13 protein-coding genes are annotated in these 18,785 nt (G+C 72.4%); 8 read left to right on the top strand and 5 right to left on the bottom strand.

What is annotated here, in order from left to right; translation table 11 throughout:
• Positions 1-4: 4 nt before the first annotated feature.
• The gene (gene msrA / locus ABT324_RS03770; protein ID WP_351171085.1) at positions 5-673 is read right to left on the bottom strand and encodes a peptide-methionine (S)-S-oxide reductase MsrA; all 669 of its coding nucleotides are present in this window, start codon (positions 671-673) and stop codon (positions 5-7) included.
• Positions 674-694: 21 nt separating this feature from the next.
• Positions 695-2,548 carry an acyltransferase family protein gene (locus ABT324_RS03765; protein ID WP_351171082.1) on the bottom strand — a complete coding sequence of 618 codons (1,854 nt, stop codon included), beginning with the start codon at positions 2,546-2,548 and terminating at the stop codon, positions 695-697.
• A gap of 228 nt (positions 2,549-2,776) precedes the next feature.
• Here ABT324_RS03765 and ABT324_RS03760 point away from each other — a divergent pair, with 228 nt between their 5' ends.
• The gene (locus tag ABT324_RS03760; protein WP_351171079.1) at positions 2,777-4,018 is read left to right on the top strand and encodes a hypothetical protein; all 1,242 of its coding nucleotides are present in this window, start codon (positions 2,777-2,779) and stop codon (positions 4,016-4,018) included.
• Positions 4,019-4,190: 172 nt separating this feature from the next.
• On the opposite strand, the gene ABT324_RS03755 is transcribed toward ABT324_RS03760, so the two are convergent.
• On the bottom strand, positions 4,191-7,448 hold the full coding sequence (locus ABT324_RS03755; RefSeq protein WP_351171076.1) for a glycosyltransferase: 3,258 nt from the start codon (positions 7,446-7,448) through the stop codon (positions 4,191-4,193).
• A gap of 228 nt (positions 7,449-7,676) precedes the next feature.
• Here ABT324_RS03755 and ABT324_RS03750 point away from each other — a divergent pair, with 228 nt between their 5' ends.
• From ABT324_RS03750 to ABT324_RS03735, 4 genes are all read left to right on the top strand, one after another.
• On the top strand, positions 7,677-7,913 hold the full coding sequence (locus ABT324_RS03750) for a hypothetical protein (RefSeq protein WP_351171073.1): 237 nt from the start codon (positions 7,677-7,679) through the stop codon (positions 7,911-7,913).
• Positions 7,903-9,381, top strand: coding sequence for a sensor histidine kinase (locus ABT324_RS03745; RefSeq protein WP_351171070.1), 1,479 nt, complete (start codon positions 7,903-7,905; stop codon positions 9,379-9,381). Before ABT324_RS03750 ends, ABT324_RS03745 begins: the two co-directional genes overlap by 11 nt.
• 226 nt (positions 9,382-9,607) lie before the next feature.
• Positions 9,608-10,267, top strand: coding sequence for a response regulator transcription factor (locus tag ABT324_RS03740; protein WP_351171068.1), 660 nt, complete (start codon positions 9,608-9,610; stop codon positions 10,265-10,267).
• Positions 10,268-10,336: 69 nt separating this feature from the next.
• The gene (locus ABT324_RS03735; RefSeq protein ID WP_351171065.1) at positions 10,337-11,077 is read left to right on the top strand and encodes a hypothetical protein; all 741 of its coding nucleotides are present in this window, start codon (positions 10,337-10,339) and stop codon (positions 11,075-11,077) included.
• A 9-nt stretch (positions 11,078-11,086) separates the two neighbouring features.
• Here the strand turns inward: ABT324_RS03735 and ABT324_RS03730 are convergent, their stop codons facing one another.
• Complete coding sequence (locus ABT324_RS03730; RefSeq protein WP_351171062.1) at positions 11,087-12,202, bottom strand: baeRF11 domain-containing protein; 1,116 nt, start codon at positions 12,200-12,202, stop codon at positions 11,087-11,089.
• 292 nt (positions 12,203-12,494) lie between these two features.
• Here ABT324_RS03730 and ABT324_RS03725 point away from each other — a divergent pair, with 292 nt between their 5' ends.
• The 3 genes from ABT324_RS03725 (at position 12,495) to ABT324_RS03715 (ending at position 16,254) form a co-directional block, all read left to right on the top strand.
• Positions 12,495-13,394, top strand: coding sequence for a DMT family transporter (locus ABT324_RS03725; RefSeq protein WP_351171059.1), 900 nt, complete (start codon positions 12,495-12,497; stop codon positions 13,392-13,394).
• Positions 13,395-13,575: 181 nt separating this feature from the next.
• The gene (locus ABT324_RS03720) at positions 13,576-15,081 is read left to right on the top strand and encodes an SLC13 family permease (protein WP_351171056.1); all 1,506 of its coding nucleotides are present in this window, start codon (positions 13,576-13,578) and stop codon (positions 15,079-15,081) included.
• 24 nt (positions 15,082-15,105) lie between these two features.
• Positions 15,106-16,254, top strand: coding sequence for a glycerate kinase family protein (locus ABT324_RS03715; RefSeq protein ID WP_351171053.1), 1,149 nt, complete (start codon positions 15,106-15,108; stop codon positions 16,252-16,254).
• A gap of 693 nt (positions 16,255-16,947) precedes the next feature.
• Here the strand turns inward: ABT324_RS03715 and ABT324_RS03710 are convergent.
• Positions 16,948-18,756, bottom strand: a complete 1,809-nt coding sequence (locus ABT324_RS03710; protein ID WP_351171050.1) for a gamma-glutamyltransferase family protein — start codon at positions 18,754-18,756, stop codon at positions 16,948-16,950.
• Positions 18,757-18,785: the final 29 nt, after the last annotated feature.

Genomic DNA, 18,785 nt, shown 5'->3' with positions numbered 1-18,785 from the left:
GAGGTCAGCCCTCGGTGGTGACTCCGGTGCCGATGGGGCAGGAGACCCCGGTGCCGCCGAGGCCGCAGTAGCCGTTGGGGTTCTTCGCATCGCTCAGGTACTGCTGGTGGTAGGTCTCCGCGTAGTAGAACTCCCGCAGCGGGGCGATCTCCGTGGTGATCTCACCGCGGCCCGCCTCGCCCAGCGCCTTCTGGAAGAGGTCCCGGCTGGCCTCGGCCTCGACCCGCTGGGACTCGTCGGTGGTGTAGATCGCCGAGCGGTACTGGGTGCCGACGTCGTTGCCCTGGCGCATGCCCTGGGTCGGGTCGTGGTTCTCCCAGAAGACCTTCAGGACCTGGGCGTAGCTGATCACCGACGGGTCGAAGACCACCAGGACGACCTCGGCGTGGCCGGTGCGGCCGGAGCAGACCTCCTCGTAGGTCGGGTTCGGGGTGTGGCCGCCCGCGTACCCGACCGCCGTGGTCCACACCCCCTCGGTGCGCCAGAAGACGCGCTCCGCACCCCAGAAGCAGCCCATGCCCACGACCGCCGTCGCGAGGCCTTCCGGGAACGGCGGCACGATCCGGCGATCCGGGTGGACCGCGTGGAACTCCGCCACCGGCAGCGGGGTCTCGCGACCCGGCAGGGCCGTCGCCTCGTCGACCAACCTCGTCTTGTCACCGAAGAGCGCCATGCCCCCGAGGGTACGCCCCGATCAGCGGCGATCCTGGTGCCTGGGATGGGGTCGGGTCTCCTCCTCCGGCACCGGCGGCGGCTCCGGGCGCGCGTGGCGACCGCCCGCGCGGCGGGCCGGTGGGCGCGGTCGCCCCGGCGGGGGCTGGCGGAGTTCGGCATCCCCGGACAGGCGCTTGGACAGCGCCGACTCCTCCTGGACCGGTGCCGCGCGGCGGCGCGGCGGCCCGTCGACCGGGCGCGGGGGGCGTGGGTGGGGGCGCCCCGGCACGGCGCCGTTGGGCGGGAGGTCAGCAGGTGGCCGGGCGGCGCCGTTCGGCCGGGGTGCGCGGGTCTGAGGTCCGCCACCGGTCGGGTCCACCGGCCGGGGTGCGCGGGTCTGGGGTGCGCCGCCGATCGGGTCCACCGGCCGCGGTGCGGCGTTGCGCGGGTCGGCGTCGGGAGGTCCGAGCGGGCGGACCGGCCCGGCCGAGCGGTTCGGCAACGAGTCCGCGCGCCTCCGGGGCGGTCGGCCCGGCCTGGGCTCGACGTCCTTCAGCGGGGTCCGCGGCGCGTCGGCGTCCGCCGGTTCCACGCCGCCGACCGGCCTGACCCGGCGCCGCGTCTCGACGTCCTCAGGACTGCGGAGCTCCTGCTCCGGGCGATCGGGCGGCACCGGGGCGCGCGGGCGGCCCGGGCGACCGACCGCGGTCACCTTCGTGGTCCCCTCCGGCTCGCGCTCGGCGGGCTCCTCGTCCGGTTCGTCCTCCTCGAAGTCCTCCTCGAGGTCGTCGACCTCGTCCGGCTCCGCTGGCTCGTCCTTCTTCTTCGGGGCCGGGGTGAGGTAGTGCCGCAGCTTCATCGTGGGGTCCTCGACGAACTTCCACGACAGCGTGCCCGCCACGTACGCCAGCGGTGCCGCGCAGACCAGCATCAGCCACTGGTTGGCCACCCCGGCCATGGCCAGCAGCTGCTGGATCGGGAAGCCCCACACGTACACGCCGTAGCTGCCGTTGACCCACACGCCGGGGACGGTCAGCTTCGCCGGCCAGTAGTGCCCGGCCAGCACCACGGTGTAGCTGACCACGAACGCCATCAGGAACGAGGCCGCGATGCTGTTGGGCATCAGCGCCAGCACCACGATCCCGGCGACCGCGGCCAGCGGCGACAGCGGGATCCGGTAGAGGTTGAGCACCACGCCGAAGGCGAACGCGACCAGGAACGCCACCAGCGACTCGACCGGCACGCTGAGCAGCGAACCCGCCGACTCCGAACCGGGGGTCTGGTCCAGGTGCCGGTCCCAGATGACCAGCCCCACCAGCGCCACCACCGCCAGCCAGCGGTACTTGTCCCGGCCCGCGCCCAGCAGCAGGAGCACGAACAGGCCCGCGTAGGCGAGCAGCTCCATCGGCAGCGTCCACAGCGAGCCGTTCACCGCGTTCGGCCACGGGTTGTCCACGAACACGCCGGGCAGCTCGTGCTTGAGGGTGAGCAGCCCAGCGTTGTTGACGACGTAGCCCCAGGTGCCGTGCGCGGCGAAGTACTCGCCGACCGGGAGGGTGCTGACCATCGGACCGATGACCAGCGCCATGGCCAGGGTCACGGTGAGCATCGGCGGCCAGAGGCGCAGGATCCGCTTCGCCGCGAACCGGCCCGGGTGGGGGTCGCGGAGCCAACTCTCCGTGATCTGGAAGCCGCTCATCGCGAAGAAGCCCATCAGGACCCCTTCGTCGGGCTGCAGCGCCCAGTCCTCGGAGAACAGCACCCCGGTACCGGCCAGCGGCGAGCTGTGACCGTAGATGACCAGCACCGCGCCGATCATCCGGATCCAGGCGAAGCCGTGCGCCGGGTCGGCGAACCACTCCGGACGGGTGTGCACGACCCGCGCATCACCCACCCAGATCACCCCATCAAGTCAAAAGCCCCACCAGTGAAGTCAACGCTGCGTAGCCTAGCTGGGGGCGCGGCGGTTGGGGACCCATTACCTGCTGGCAGCCCGTGACGACCAGACCGCGAGCCGGATCGTTATCCGGCCGGTGCCCCCTGCCCCACCGAACGGGTGCCAGAATGGCGATCGATCGCACGTGGGGGCGTTCGCTGTTCATTCCCGGGAAAGGGCGCATCGGTGACCTGGCAAGACGAGCTGCAGAATCTCGACGCCGAGCTCGCGGCGGGGCGGATTTCCGCCGAGGAGTACCGCCAGCGACGGGACGCGGTGCTCGGTCGCGCGCAGGGTGGGCAGGCCGGCCCTCCCTCCGGCGGGTTCCCGCAGCAGCAGCCCGGGACTCCGTCGGGTGGCTTCCCGCAGCAGCAGCCGGGGACCCCGGCCGGGGGCACGCCGCAGCAGCAGCCCAACCCGTTCCCGCCCGCCTTCAGCTGGGGAGACGCCGCTGCGCAGGGGGCGCAGCAGGCCCAGCAACAACAGCAGCCCAGCACCGGGGGCGAGGCCACGCAGGTCGTGCCGAACCCGGTCGCGGGGGCGCCGCAGCCGCCCAGCGACTCCGAGAGCACGCAGGTGGTCAACCTCAACCAGGCGCAGCAGCAGTGGCCCGCGCCCCAGCCGCCGCAGCAGCCGCAGTGGGGACCGCAGCAGGGCTGGGGCGCGGTGGAGAGCACCGGCACCCCGTGGGGTGACGACCTGCCCGGCGGGCAGCCGGAACACGGCGACGCGGCCTGGATGCGGCAGGGCCCGGAGGTGTTCGACAGCGCGGGCAAGTCCGGCAAGGGCAAGCTGATCGCCGGACTGGCCATCGGTGGTGTGCTGGTGGTCGGCCTGGTCGTCGCGCTGATCTTCTACTTCACCAGCGGCAGCGACACGACCACCACCGCCGACCCGACGCCCACCGAGCAGGCCCCGCCGACGCCGACCACCAAGCCGCTGCCCGAACCGCCCGCGGCCAACCCGGCGCCGCCGGCCGCCCCGCAGGACGTGCTGGTCGGCGTGGACGGCCCGCCGCACCCGTGGAACGGCCCGCTGGACCTGCCCGCGCTGCAGGGGCACAAGGCTGGCGTGCTCCAGCCGCAGGCGGTGCTGGACACCGCGGTCCAGAACGGCCTGACCGACGGCTGGTTCACCAAGACCGACGGCCCACCGCAGGTCACGCTGCTCGCGCTGCGCATGCCGAGCGACGACGCGGCGAGGACCGTAGTGGAGAAGTACCTCGACGCGCAGCAGGGCCTGTCGGTGAACAAGGACCTGTCGTACAAGGGCGTGGAGGTCGTCTCCACCGGCAGCACCTTCCGCACCGCCTACGTGTCGCACGGCTGGGTCGTGATCATCGACTCCAGCGGTGACCAGGCCGAGCAGAAGTTCAAGACGGTGCTGGACCAGCAGCTGGCCCAGACCCCGCCGACCGTCCGCGACTGACGCCCACCCACGAAACGGCCCGCCCACCTCGCCGAGGTGAGCGGGCCGTCCACTTCTGCGCACCCACAGTCGTGAGCGGCAACAGTCGCCAGAGCAACCATCACCACTCACGAGGGGTGGGTGCCGGAGTTGTTAGTGGCGGTGGTTGGGGGAGCGCCGTTGTCGGTTGGGGTCAGGCTTCGTGGTCGGTGGTCTTGAGGAGTTCTCGGAGGGTTGCTCGGGAGACTTCCGGGCCGAACTGGGCGGCGATGCCGGACTTGCCCTCCTCCGCCAGGCGCTGCCAGCCCTCGTCGTCGGTGAGCAGGCGGACCACCGCGTCCGCCAGGCCCGCCGCGTCGTCGGCGACCAGCACCTGCCGACCGTTCTCCAGGTGCATGCCCTCGACCGCCACCGACGTGCCGACCACCGGCACCCCGAGGCTCAGGCTCTCGCCGACCTTGCCCTTCACGCCCGCGCCGAAGCGCAGCGGCGCCAGCGTCACGCGGCTCCTCGCGTAGTGCGGTTCGAGCTCCGCGACCCAGCCGTGCACCTCGACGCCGGGCCCGGCCAGCGCGCGCACCTCGTCGGTCGGGTTGCTGCCGATCACGTGCAGCACCGCGCCCGGGCACTTGTCGCGCACCAGCGGCATGATCTCGCGGGCCGCCCAGCGCACCGCGTCGACGTTCGGCGGGTGGTCAAAGCTGCCCACGAACAGGACGTCCGAGCGGCCGGTCGGCTGCGCCGGGCTCCAGTCCACCTCGTGCACGTTGGACAGCACGCGGACGTCGGCCTCGGGGACGAGTTCACCCAGCAGGGCCTGCTCGGCCTCCGACACCACCAGCGTGACGTCGCAGGCCCGGGTCAGGCCGAGCTCCATCTGCCGGGATGCGAAGGCCTTGCGGCTCAGCGCTTCCGCCTTGTCCGCGTCGCCCTGCTGCTCGGCGACCTCGGCCTGCCGCTCCAGGCGCAGGAAGTGCACGTCGACGGTGTCGTAGGCGATCACCGCCTGCGGCGCGCAGGTGCGCAGCTCCTCCACCAGGCTCCAGGCGACCTGCGGGCGGGACAGCAGCGCCAGCGAGATCTCCGACCCCGCCTCGTGCAGGAACGCCTGCTGCAGCTCCGGCCGGGGCAGGACGGTGACGCCGAGCTGCTGGAGCTCGGTGGTGTAGGGCTCCAGGTGCGCGTGGTTGGCCGGGAAGAACACCACCCGGCAGCCCAGCTCGACGAACTGCTCCAGCACCCGGCGGATCCGCACCGAACCAGAGTCGAAGTCCGGGCGCGGCACCTGGTGGTCCTTGACCAGCACGATCGGCCCGTGGTGGCCGCGGGTGCCGCGGTGCCGGGCCAGCCACAGGTTGCGCGGCGAGGCCTCCGGCAGGTGCTCGGCGCGCAGCGCGTCCGCCCACTTCTCGACGAACGCCCGGCGGTTGATCTCCTGGTGCTTCTTCACCCCGGTGCTGAGGTCGGTGCCGTTGGACACGCCCTCGTGGTGCACCACGACGGCCTTCGGCTGCACCACGGTCCGGTACCCGGCGGCGCGGACCGCGAACGCCAGGTCGGTGTCCTCGTAGTAGGCCGGGGCGTACCGAGTGTCGAAGCCGCCGACCTGCTGGAACACGTCGTTGCGGACCAGGATCGCAGCCCCGGAGCAGTAGTCGACGTCGCGGACCACGTTGAACTCGGCGCCGCCGGGGTCGGTGTTGCGACCGTAGTTCCAACCGGTGCCGTCGGCCCACACGATGCCGCCAGCCTCCTGCAGCCGACCGTCCGGGTAGACGAGCTTGGCGCCGACCAGCCCGATGCGCTCGTCGGAGCGCATGGTGTCCATCAGAGTGTCCAGCCAGGACTCGGTGACCTCGGCATCGTTGTTCAGGAAGAACAGGTACTCGCCGCGGGCGTGCTCGGCGCCTAGGTTGCAGGCGCCGATGAACCCGAGGTTGCGCTCGGCGCGCACCAGCCGCACGCCCTCGCAGGCGGCGAGCTTCTCGGCGCTGTCGTCCGGGGACGCGTCGTCGACGACGATCACCTCGAACGGCACGGACACCACGTGCCCACCGAGGAACCGCAGGCACTGCCGGGTGTAGGGCCACTTGCCGTGCACCGGCACGATCACGCTGACCAGCGGCTGGTCGCTGCGCGGCACCGGCAACGGCCCGGTCTCCACGACCTCGTCGACCTGCGGGATGCCCGGCTTGCGGCCGAGCACGATCTCGTAGGCGTCGCGGCGCGCGGTCCCCCGCGGCGCCACCCGCTCCACGACCTTGCGGTACTTCGTCACCGCGCGCTGCACCAGCGCGGAGTTCTGCGCCGCCAGCTCGGCGTTCGCCGCGCTGAGCTCCGCCGCCTGCCGCTCGGCCTCCGCCACGCGCCCCTCGAGCCGCGCGACGGTGTCGCGCAGCCACTCGATGCGCGCCGCGTCGCGCTCCGCGCCCTGCTGGCGCTCGTGCAGCTCCGCGCCCAGCCGGTCGAGTTCGGCTCGCAGCTTCGCCTGCTCGCGAACTCCCTGGTCGGCGCGCTGCTCCTCACTCTTGCGCAGTTCTTCGAGTCGGCCGATCGTGCTCTTGAGCTCCTCGGCTTCGCCGCGGCTGCGCTGGTAGAGGTCGTTGAGCTTGGCGACGTCGGCGACCGCGGCGTCGCGCTGCTCGATGATCGGCGCGACGTCCCCGCCGCGGCGGGCCAGGGTGAGCTCGGCGTCGGTGAGCACGGCCGCGGCGGGCAGCTTCGGCAGGTGCTTGTCGGAGGCCACGCCGAGCAGGTAGGTGTGCGGCACGCCCTGCTGGACCGACCAGCCGTCCGCGCCGGGGGTGAGGGTCTGCAGCCGGACGCCTTCGATCGCGGTGTCCAGGTCGCCGGGGTCGGCGGGGGTGACCAGCGAGCCGACGGTCACGTTCTGCTTGAGCACCGCCACGTGCCGGAACACGCCCTCCAGCAGGCCTTCGTACTGGTCGGCGGTGAGTTCCTTGACGTGGTACGGGTTCTCGTTGCCGTGCTCGTGCGAGTAGACCGCGGTGTCCGGGGTGCTGCTGAGGAACAGGCCGCCCTGGGCGAGGCGGGACTTGACCAGCTGCAGCACCGCGTCGTGGTCCTCGACGTGCTCGATGGCCTCGAAGCAGACGATGAGGTCGAAGGGCTTGGCGTCGGCGAGCAGCTCGGGGTCGGTGATCGAACCGACCTGGAAGCTGACGTCGCGGCTGCCGTACTTGCGCTGCGCGTGCTCGACGGTGTCGGCGTCGAGGTCCACGCCCACCACCTCGGCACCTTCGGCGGCCAGCAGCGCGGCGCCGTAGCCCTCGCCGCAGGCGAGGTCGAGCACCCGCTTGCCGCGCGCGAACCGGGCGGCCAGCGCGTAGCGATGGTAGTGCTCGTAGATGACCTGGACGTCATCGGTCCACGGCACGCACCGCTCTCCGGTCCACTCGATCAGCCGCTCATCCCTGGGGTCGTTCGACACGTCCCGCAGGTTATCGCCCGGATCGACGCCCCGTGGCGATACGTCCGAACCCGCGGCGCGCGCGTCGCAGTTTCAATTGAAACCGCGGCGCCCAGCCACGCGGATTCGCAGTTTCAATTGAAACTGCGGGTTCGGTGCCGGACCGCCGTGGGTGCCGGGAGCCCACATGAAGAACCTCTCATCCGGGCTTCATGTTCATCGCCCGGTCGGGGGGTCAGAGTGGACGGCATGAGGTCGGTCCCCAAGGTGGTCCTGCTGCTCGCGGCGATGGCGTTGCCCATCGCCGCGGTGCTGGTGAGCTTCGCGCTCACCGACGGACCACGCGCTCCCCACGTCCCCGCCACCGTGCAGATCGGCAGCTCACCCGGACCCGACCCCACCACCACGGCGCCGTCCGCACCGGCGACGGAGATCCCGCCGCCCGCGCCGGACGACGACGATGATGACGACGACGATGACGACTGAGCCCGCCCCGACCCGGTCGTTGCCCAAGCTCCCCGTCCGCCGCGGCACCCGGATACCGGCCCGCGCGCAGATCATGGGCTGGCTGCTGCTGGTGCTGGTCGTGGTCCTGCTGGCCGTGGTGCTGCTGGTCCGCTCGTTCCTGCACAACGACGTCAACGACCAGATCACGGCGTCGCTGGAGCAGGAGGCACACGAGTTCACCACGTTCGCCGCGACCGGCCGCGACCCGAGCACCGGGCAGCTGATCAGCGCCCCGGACGCGTTGTTCGACTCCTACCTGCGCCGCCAGTACCCGGACCGCGACGAGGCACTGATCGGGGTGTGGCAGGCGCCGACCGGCCTGCGCACGCTGGCCCAGGAGCAGGACGACGAGATCGAGCGGTTCGCCGAGGACCCGGCGATGGTGCAGCGCATCGTCGACGACCCGAGCAACTTCGGCGTGGCGACCACCCCGCTCGGGCAGATGCACTGGGTGAAGGTGCGGGCCGAGTCCACGCAGGGTGACCCGGCGTGGTTCCTCGTCCAGCGCTACGCGGACGGGGCGATGGCCGACGCGGACCGCACCGTGCAACTGCTGCTGCTGGTCAGCGGGGTCGGCGTGGTGATCGCGGCGCTGTCCTCGTGGGTGGTCGCCGGGCTGATCCTGGCGCCGGTGCGGGCCGTCCGGCAGACCGCCGCCGAGATCACCGAGCACGACCTGACCAGGCGGATCCCGGTCGAGGGCCGGGACGACATCGCGGCGCTGGCCGACCAGTTCAACGCGATGCTCGACCGGTTGGAGGACGCCTTCCGCATCCAGCGCCAGTTCGTCGACGACGCCGGTCACGAGCTGCGCACCCCGATCACCATCGTGCGCGGCAACCTCGAACTGCTCGGCGACGACCCCGCCGAGCGCGAGGAGGTGGTGCGGCTGTGCACCGACGAGCTGGACCGGATGACCCGCATCGTCAACGACCTGCTGATGCTGGCCAAGGCCGACCGGCCGGACTTCGTCAGCCCGGCCCCGGTGCCGCTGGCCGAGCTGACCAGCGACATCGAGGCGAAGGTCCGGTCGCTGGCGGACCGCCGCTGGGTGCTCGCCGACATCGGTGAGGGCGACGTGGTGGTCGACGAGCAGCGCGTCACCCAGGCGATGGTGCAGCTGGCGCAGAACGCGGTGCAGCACACCGAGCCCGGTTCGGAGATCCGCATCGGGTCGTCGCTGGAGGGCGGCACCGTCTCGCTGTGGGTGGCCGACCGCGGGCCCGGCATCGACCCGGCCGAGGTGGAGAAGATCTTCGACCGGTTCACCCACGGCACCAGCAAGGGCAAGGGCGGCGCCGGGCTCGGCCTGGCGATCGTCAAGGCCATCGCGGACGCCCACCACGGCCGGGTCCGCGTGCTCTCGGAGCCCGGCCACGGCGCGACCTTCCGCCTCGAACTGCCCGCCCACCCCCCGCACATCCCCACCGAGGAGCCCCCAGCATGAGCACCCCGAGGCCCAGGGCTGCCAAGTCGAGCAGCTCGAAGGTCCGCACGCCGACGATGGACCCCGCGAGGCCGAGCAACCCGAGGACCAGCCCCGCGACCGCACCTCAGGGGCCCGTGACGCAACCCAGCCACGAGAACCCGCGGAACGCGAGATTGCACCCCGAACGAAACCACCACTGCGAATCGCGGAGCGGCGGGACTGAACATCCCGGAGAGGCGGCCCGGTGAAGATCCTGATCGCGGAGGACGAGGCGCGGATCGCGGCGTTCATCGAGAAGGGACTGCGCGCCAACGGCTTCACCACCACCGTCGTCGGTGACGGCGACACCGCCCAGGACTACCTGCTCACCGGTGACTTCGACCTGGTGGTGCTGGACCTGGGGCTGCCCGGCAAGGACGGGTTCTCGGTGCTGCGCGCGGTGCGCGCCCAGCACGTGACGGTGCCGGTGATCATCCTGACCGCGCGGGACGGCGTGCACGACACGGTGGCCGGGCTGGAGGGCGGCGCGGACGACTACATGACCAAGCCGTTCCGGTTCGAGGAACTGCTGGCCCGGGTGCGGCTGCGGCTGCGCCCGGTGGACCGGGTGCCGGAGGTGACGGTGCTGCGCGACGGCGAGCTGTCGCTCGACCTGCGCACCCGCCGCGCCCAGGTCCCGAACGGCACGGTGGACCTGACGGCGCGGGAGTTCGCGATGCTGGAGCTGTTCCTGCGGCACTCGGGCCAGGTGCTCAGCCGCGAGCAGATCCTCTCCCACGTGTGGGGCTACGACTTCGACCCGGGCTCCAACGTGGTCGACGTCTACGTGCGGGCGCTGCGGCGCAAGATCGGCGCGGAGCGCATCACCACGGTCCGCGGCATGGGCTACCGCCTCGGCACCTGACGGGTCCCGGCCGGTCGATCGCGCGGAATCCAGCCGCCCCGTGCCACCGCCGCCGTACGATCCGGCCCCGTGCAGATCGACGAACTCCGGTCCGACGCCGAGGCCGGTGTCCCCGGCGCCGCGCGGGAACTCGGCCGGTTGCTCTGCATCCGGCCCGTGGGTGCCGAAGAGGACGACCACTTCCCCGGCGAGCGCTGGTTGCGAGCCGCCCTGGCCGCCGACCAGGACGATCGCATCGCGGCCAACCTGCTCGCCGCACGCCTCACCCAGCAGATCGACCTCATCCAGCAGGCGGAGGCCGATCTGGACGGGGACGGCGACCTCAACGCGGCCGTCGGCCGCAGGCAGCGGGAGGCGGCGGAGCTGTACGGCCGGGTCCTGGCGGCCGACCCGGACGATCCGGGAGCCCGCGTCGGCCTCGCCGTGCTGCGGGAGGTGATCGATGCCGAGGAGCAGGACGCGCCGCCGGACGAGTACAGCTACTACCTCGTGGAGCTCGATTCGGTGTCCGGTTCGGCCGGGTACTACGAGGAACTCGTGGTCACCGACCTCGACGAGCTGCGCTGGGCCTGCGAGCACTGGTTCCGGCGGGTGGACGGCCAGCAGGGCTTCACCCTGCTGCCGGTGGTCTCCGGGAAGGCCGGAGACCGGATCGACCTCGACCCGGTGCACGCCGGATCCGGGCCGAGCGACTGGCGGGCGGTGGAGATCCCGCCGCTGACGGGCGAACTCCTGCCCGTCGGGTGCGCCGCGACGAGCTCGGACGGCAACTGCTACCACTACGGCTACACCCTGCACGTGACCTTCTGACCGCGCAGGTCAGGGGGCGTAGCGGAGGATGGCGGCGATGTCCGCGCCCGCCGGGATGTCGTCGCGGCGGACCGCCAGGACGTCGCCGCCGGTGAGCCAGACGCGGCGGGCGATCTCGTCCTGCACCCCGTAGCTGGCGGCACCGGCCGGCTCGAACTCCACCGATCCGGCCTCGTCGATGACGCCAGTCGTCGTGTCGTCGATGTCCACGAACACCGTGTCCACCGCGCCCATCGTCGCGTAGCGGGCCACGGCAGCGACGTCGCTTACCGCCCGCCCCTGCCCGGTGCGCTGGTCGAACAGCTCGTGCAGCGCGCGCAGCCGGTCCGCGTGCAGGTCGTCCAGGACGCTGCGGGCCGCCGAGGCGAGCTCCCGGTCGGTGCTCTCCTCCGGGTTGCCGGTCAACCCGACCGGGGCCAGCTCGGGGGCGCTGCTGACCGAGCGGAAGATGCTCTGCAGCGGTTCGGTGGCGGCCAGGATCAGCGGCACGTCGCCGCGCAGGACCGGCCGCAGCGCGCGGTCGACCTGCCGGGCGAACTGGCGGATCCGCACCTTCTTGCCCTCGTCGGCCTGCAACCGGCGGACCGGCGAGCGGTCGGACGGTTGCGCCCGCCCGACCGCGCTGTCGACGTCCTCGGGCATCCCGGACACCTCGACGGCCACCGGGTCCAGTTCCGGCAGGACTTCCAGCAGCCGCACCGAGTGCTGCGCCAGCGCCAGCACCAGCGCGGTGCTCGGGAAGCTGATCGAGCGCAGCAGCGGCTTGACGTGGAACCGGTCGGAGACCTCGACCCCGGCACGCAGGTGGGTGGGCAGCCGGAAGGTGGTGATCGACGTCGGCGTGGCGAACACCGCGAGGCTGCGCGCCTGGTAGCGGAAGAACGCCTCGTCGTCGGCGAGGTCCGCGAGCTGGTCGGCGAGCTCGCCGACCTGGTCCTTGTCCGCACCGGCCGCGCGGAGCTGCTCCAGCGCCTCCCCGGTCAGGTTCTTGAGCTCGACGCGCTCGGCGTCGCCGTTGGACGCCGGGTCGGTGGGCAGGTACAGCGACGCGCTGTGCGGGTTGCGCGCGGTCAGCAGCGCATCGACCTGGGAACGCGTCGGGATGTCGGTGTGCAGGATCGCCATCGCAGACCTCCGCGGAACGTCCAGGGCGGGTGGCGCCGGGCGGTGCGGCGCGGAGCACGTTCCGCGCGCCCGGTCGGCCCACTAGGGTGTTCCCCGTGAACTCGTACTGGCGTCGCGTCACCCCGCCGCCGTCCCGCTGACGGGCGGCGCTCCGGACGGCTGAACCGGCCGTCACCTCACCCTGCTGTGCAGTCCCCCGTCGGTCTTGCCTGAAACCGGCGCCCGGAAACCCGCTGCACGCACGCGCCCCCGTTCGACGTGTCCAGTCGGTCCTCGAACGGAAGAGTTCACCGTGTCCCACAACCTCCTCGACGCGCCCGCGCGCGTCCGCACCCCGTTCCTGCCCGGTCCCCTGCTGGTGCTGCTCGCCTCGGCGCTTTGGGGCACCACCGGTACCGCGGCCAGCTTCGCCCCAGCTGGTGCCAGCCCGCTGTCGATCGGCGCCGCCACGATGGGCTTCGGCGGCCTGCTGCTGCTCGCGATCGCGGGCCGGTCCGCGTTCGCTGTCCTCCGCTCCGGGAAGCTCGGCCTGCTGCTCCTGGGCGCGTTGGCGGTGGTCGTCTACCCGCTGGCGTTCTACTCGTCGATGGCGCTGGCCGGGGTCGCGGTCGGCACCGTCGTCACGCTCGGCTCGGCGCCGGTGTTCGCCGCGGTCCTGGAGCGGGTGGTGGACGGCGTCCGGCTGGACGGCCGGTGGGCGGTGTCCGCCGCGTTGGCCGTGCTCGGGTTGCTGCTGATCACCGGGGGTGGCTGGAGCGCCAGCACCAGCACCGTGCTCGGCGCGCTGCTCGGTTTGCTCGGCGGTGCCGGGTATGTCGTGTACTCGTGGTCGGCGTCCCGGGTGATGCGCCGCGGTTTCGGCTCGCGCGCGGTGATGGGCGCGATGTTCGGCGCCGGTGCGCTGGTCCTGCTCGTTGTGCTCGCGTTCACCGGCGGGCCGCTGCTCAGCTCGCCGTCCGGGTTGCTCGTCGCGGGCTACCTGGCGGTGATCCCGATGGGGTTGGCGTACGTGCTCTTCGGCGCTGGGTTGCGGCACACGTCCACCAGCGTGGCGACGACGCTGAGCTTGCTCGAACCGGTGATCGCCGCAGTGCTCGGCGTGCTCGTCGTCGGTGAGCGGCTGGGTGTGGGCGCTTGGTGCGGGATGGCGCTCATCGGAGTCGGGTTGGTGCTGGTCAGCACCCGTCGCTGAGACCTGTGCACAGCTGTGGATAACTAGTCCGCCACAGCGCCCCGAGGGAGACCGTTTTCGCTGGTCAAAACCCTGTGGACAAAGTTGTCCACAGGGGTGTGGAAAACCCGTGCGGCGAACATGAAGGCCCCGTCATGATCTGTTCACGCACACCTCAGCGATCCACCCGATCGTGGTAACCATGAACGGCGACCAGGACACGCAGCGCGTGCGCATCGACTACGCCACGAAGCCGATGCGCACCTCCCGCACGTCCGCCGAGCCGCCGAGCGAGCGGAACTGGGCCATCGCGCTCACCGCGGGCGCGCTCCTCCTGTTCGCGGTGGCGGCCGTGTTCACCGCCCCGGAGACCTCCGGGCCGGGCGAGCTGGACCGGACCGGGCTGACCACCCTGCTGGTCTTCGCCGCCGCGGTGGTCGGGTGGATGAGCAGCCGCCTCGACGACACCTTCGTCGCGCTGACCGCAGCCGCCGCGCTCGTCGTCCTGGGCGCGCTGGACGCCGAGGAGCTGTTCGAGGCGCTCGGGGACGACCAGGTCTGGCTGCTGGTGGCCGCGTTCGTGCTGGCGGCCGGGATCAACCGGACCGGACTGCCCGCCCGGCTGGCCGTCGCGCTCGTCGGCCGGGCCCGGTCCGCCCGCGGCGCGATCCACCTGATCACGCTCGGCCTGCTGGTCACCGCGCTGCTGGTGCCGAGCACGAGCGGCCGGGCTGCGCTGGTGCTGCCCATCTTCACCGCGCTGGCCGAGGTGTTCGCGGCGCGGCGGAGGCTGGTGCGCGCGCTGGCCGTGCTGTTCCCGACGATCGTGCTGCTCTCGGCGGTCGCGACTCTGGTCGGCGCGGGCGCGCACCTGATCACCAGCCAGATCCTGGACGCCACCGTCGACGAGGGCATCGACTTCGGCCAGTGGCTGCTGTGGGGCCTTCCGTTCGCCGCGATCAGCTCGCACCTGGCCGCCGAGCTGGTGCTGCTGCTGTTCACCAAGCACTCCGACCGCAGTGCCGCGCTGCACATCGACACCGCCGACCTGCGGGCCCGCCTGTCCGTTCCGGTGCGGATGCAGCGCGCGGAGGTCCGGGCGGTGACGCTGCTGGGCGCGGTGGTGGTCCTGTGGAGCACCGAGTCCCTGCACGGCCTGCCCCCGGCACTGGTCGCCCTGGGCGGAGCGCTGCTGATCACTTCGCCGCGCCTGGGCACCGTGCGGATAGGCAAGGCCATCGGCGAGATCCCCTGGTCACTGCTGCTGTTCATGGCCGCCACCGCCGCGCTCGGCACGGCGCTGACCTCCTCCGGCGCCGCCGAGTGGCTGGCGTCGCTGGTCCTCGACACGGGCAGCCCGATGACGCTGCTCATCACCGTCGTCGTGCTCAGCACCGCCGCGCACCTGGTGGTGCAGTCCCGCTCCGCGCGGTCGTCGGTGCTCATCCCGCTGGTCGTGCCCGCCGCGGTCGCCGTCGGGATGAACCCGGTGGCGCTGGCCTTCGCCTCGACCACCGCCGCGGGCTTCTGCCACACCATGCCGTCCTCGGCCAAGCCCGTGGCCATGTTCGCCCGGCTCGAGCAGGTGTCCACCTACGAGCCGCGCGACCTGCTCAAGCTGTCCGCGTTCCTCGGTCCCGCGATCGCCGCGCTCGTCGTGCTCTTCACGCTCCACGGCTGGCCGCTGCTCGGCCTGCCGCTGACCTGAACATCCACAGTGGAGGAGATTGCCATGCTGCGCTTCGTCGTCGCCCCCAGCGGCTTCAAGGAGTGCCTGGACGCCGACGGGGTCGCCGCGGCGATCCAGACCGGGATCCGCCGGATCGTGCCGGGCGCGATCGTCGACACCGCCCCCCTGATCGACGGCGGTGAGGGCTCCGCCCGGCTGCTGGCCCGGTCCACCGGCGGTGAGCTGGTGCCGGTCACCGCCACCGGCCCGGTCGGCGAACCGGTGGCGGCGCACTACGCGCTGCTCGACGAGCGCACCGCGTTCGTGGAGATGGCCGCCGTGGCCGGGCTCTCGCTGGTGCCGCCGGACCGGCGCGACCCCGGCGCGACCACCAGTCGCGGGGTCGGTGAGCTGATCGCCGCCGCGCTCGACGCCGGGGTTTCGAAGATCGTCATCGGCTGCGGGGACTCCGGCACCTCCGACGGCGGCGCGGGGGCGCTGCGAGCCCTGGGCGCGCGGGTGCTCGACGCCGACGGCGCGGAGATCGGCGGAGGTGGCGCGGAACTGCTGCGCGCCCGCCGCGTCGACGTCCGCGACCTGGACCCGCGGCTGTCCGACGTGGACATCGTGGTCGCGGTGAACCCGGAGAACGTGCTGTGCGGGCCGAACGGCGTCGCCCGCCGCTACGGGCCGCAGAAGGGGGCCTCTCCGGAGCAGGTCGAGCGGCTGGCCGCCGCCATGCAGATCTGGGCCGACCTGCTGCGCAAGCACAGCGGGATCCGCTGCGCCGCGCTGCCCGGGGCCGGTGCTTCAGGTGGGCTGGCGGCGGGGCTGGCCGGGGTGCTCGGCGCGCAGCTGCAGTCCCGGTTCGACGTGTTCCTGGAGAGCGCCGACCTGGACCGGCGGCTGCGGGACGCGGACCTGGTGATCACCGCGGAAGGGGCGATCGACGCGTCCACCGCGCTGGGCAAGATCCCGACCGAGGTGGCCCGGCGGGCCAAGCTGCACAGCCGCCCGGTGGTCGCCCTGTGCGGCACCATCGGCCCCGGCGCGGACACCAGCTACGACCACGGCATCGACGCGATCACCGGAATCCTGACCGGCCCGGTCGACCTCGCCGACGCGATCACCCGCGCCCCGGACCTCATCGCCGATGCCACGGCCCGAACCCTCCGGATGCTCCTCCTCGGCCGAACGCTGCGAGCCGCCTAACCCTCCACAGAGGACACCCGGGGACACCCCGCACCCCGGCTCAACGACACACCGACAGGCCGCGCGAGTCCACTTGGAATCACGAACCGTCCCGGCACCGCCGGGTGTCGGGTGTCCATGGCAGGACCACGGAGTGCACGACATCCAGACCGGACGGCCGAACCTGGAGGAGGCAGCAACTCCAACGAGCTGATCTCGGTGAAGGCGTCCCGACGCATCACCGGCATGTCGTGTGCCCGACACACCGGTGGTTACAGTTTCAGTTGAAACTGTAACCATCTCTCGCCCCTCCGACGGCGCGTCACCACTCCTGCGCGCCCGAAGTGAAGGTCACCTTTCACCGGCTCGGTCGGCGAAGGCGCCCTTCCTCAACGCCCGAGATCGGCGCTGGGATGCTGGTGGAAGCGGTTTCGGCACTCACCTGGGGTTACAGTTTCAGTTGAAACTGTGAATCACCCGGCGACTCGCCTGTGCGGGGCCGGTGAGATCACCTCGAATGACGACCCTCCCGACACACCGTCGGCGCGTCAGGTGTCAGGTGTCGAACGTCGCGGGTCCGACACACCTCGGCGGCAGGGACTTCGGGGGAAGTTGGCATTCGACTTCCCCCGACGTTGCGGCGGTCCCCGACACGTCGTCGGCGTGTCGGGGACACGAGGCCGCTACGAGCTGCGAGTTCCCCGGGATCGCGGGTCAGCGGCCTGCTGCGTAGCCCTGGGCTCCTCGGGCGTTGGCCGCTGCTCGGAGGAGGCCGGTTTCCGGGTCGCGGGAGACCGCGGAGAGGCGGCCGAGGGCCCAGGGGCCCGCGTCGAGGACGTCGTGACCACGGCGTCCGAGCTCCGCCAGGGTCTCTGCGCCGAGGCGGGATTCCACCACCAGTCGGCCCGGTTCCCAGGCCCGCGGGTAGAACGACCCCGGGAAGGCGCCGGTGTGCCAGGCCGGGGAGTCGATCGCCTCCTGCAGGTTCAGCCCGCCGTGCACGTGCGCCAGCCAGAAGCACAGCTGCCACTGGTCCTGCTGGTCGCCGCCCGGCGTGCCGAACGCCAGGGTCGGCACCCCGCCGCGCAGCGCCAGCGACGGGCTCAGCGTGATGCGGGGCCGCTTGCCCGGGGCCAGCGAGTTCGGCAGGCCCTCGTCCAGCCAGAACATCTGCGCCCGGCTGCCCAGGGCAAAGCCGAGCTCCGGGATAAGCGGCGAGGACTGCAGCCAACCGCCGGACGGGGTCGCCGAGACCATGTTCCCCCAGCGGTCCGCCACGTCGATGTGCACGGTGTCGCCGCGGCTCTCCCCGGTCGGCGACACCGTGGGCTCGCCGATGCCGACGCCGCTCGGGTCCTTCGCGCCGTCCACGCCGCGCCCCTCCGCGACGTGCGCGGCCAGCGCCACCTGCCGCCCGCCCGGCGAGCCGGGGCGCAGCTCCAGCGACGCCCGGTCGCCGATCAGCTCGCGGCGCTGCGCGGCGTACTCGCGGGACACCAGGTCGGTGAGCACGCCGGGGTCGGCCGAGTCGCCGTACCAGGCCTCGCGGTCGGCGAAGGCGAGCTTGGCCGCCTCGACGGAGAGGTGCACGGTGTCGGCGTCGGCGATCCCGTCGACGTAGTTGATCCGGTCGGCCGCTCCCTCCAGCAGGCGCAGCTGCTGCGCCAGCGCCGGGCCCTGCGACCAGATGCCGAACTTCGCCAGCGTCCAGTCGCCGGGCAGGTCGATGGTCAGCGGCGTCTCGTAACCGGCTTCGAACTCGGCCATGTCCTGGGCGGTGATCACCCCGGCGTGGTCGCGCCCGGAGTTGTCCCGGTGCGGGATCCGCGCGAACTTCTCCACCGCTTCCGCGACGAAGCCCTGCGACCAGGCGCGACGGGCGGCGTCGATCTGCGCCTCGCGGTCGGACCCGGCGGCTTCGGCCTCGCCCAGCAGCCGCTCCCAGGTGTCGGCCAGCGCCGGGTTCCGGAGCACGCTGCCGGGCGCCGGGGCGGCACCGTCGACCAGCCACTGCTTCGCCGAGGTGGGCCAGTGCTCCTGGAACATCTCCCGCACGGTGTCGATCGTGGTGCTGATCCGCTCCACGATCGGGTAGCCGCCGCGGGCGTAGCCGATGGCGTACTTCAGCACCTCGCGCAGCGGTTTGGTGCCGTGGTCGCGCAGCAGCAGGAGCCAGCCGTCCCACGCACCGGGCACGGTGGTGGCCAGCAGCCCCGTGCCGGGCACCAGGTCCAGGCCGAGCTCGTCGCGGTAGTGCTCGATGGTCGCCGCAGCGGGCGCCGGGCCTTGGCCCGCGAGGGCGCGCGGGCGCGGGTCGTCGGCGGTGGCGAACAGCGCGGGCACCTCCCCACCGGGGCCGTTGAGGTGCGGTTCGACGACCTGCAGCACGAACCCGGCCGCGACCGCGGCGTCGAAGGCGTTGCCGTCGTCCTCCAGCACCGCCATGCCCGCGGCGGAGGCGAGCCAGTGCGTTGAGGCGACCATCCCGTGCGTACCGGCGAGTTCCGGGCGAGTAGTGAACACGTCAACTACCTTAAGGTCACATCACCCGT

Source organism: Saccharopolyspora sp. NPDC000359, assembly GCF_040300525.1.
GTDB lineage: Bacteria > Actinomycetota > Actinomycetes > Mycobacteriales > Pseudonocardiaceae > Saccharopolyspora.
Note: the sequence above shows the minus strand (reverse complement) of the source record. Positions and strands in the feature narration are given on the sequence as shown.

What these genes read in the sequence shown, in the direction of transcription:
- ABT324_RS03715 (WP_351171053.1), top strand. Translation starts at nt 15,106, where the DNA reads ATGCTGCGCTTCGTCGTCGCCCCCAGCGGCTTCAAGGAGTGCCTGGAC.
- ABT324_RS03730 (WP_351171062.1), bottom strand. Translation starts at nt 12,202, where the DNA reads ATGGCGATCCTGCACACCGACATCCCGACGCGTTCCCAGGTCGATGCG.
- ABT324_RS03720 (WP_351171056.1), top strand. Translation starts at nt 13,576, where the DNA reads ATGAACGGCGACCAGGACACGCAGCGCGTGCGCATCGACTACGCCACG.
- ABT324_RS03745 (WP_351171070.1), top strand. Translation starts at nt 7,903, where the DNA reads ATGACGACTGAGCCCGCCCCGACCCGGTCGTTGCCCAAGCTCCCCGTC.
- ABT324_RS03750 (WP_351171073.1), top strand. Translation starts at nt 7,677, where the DNA reads ATGAGGTCGGTCCCCAAGGTGGTCCTGCTGCTCGCGGCGATGGCGTTG.
- msrA (WP_351171085.1), bottom strand. Translation starts at nt 673, where the DNA reads ATGGCGCTCTTCGGTGACAAGACGAGGTTGGTCGACGAGGCGACGGCC.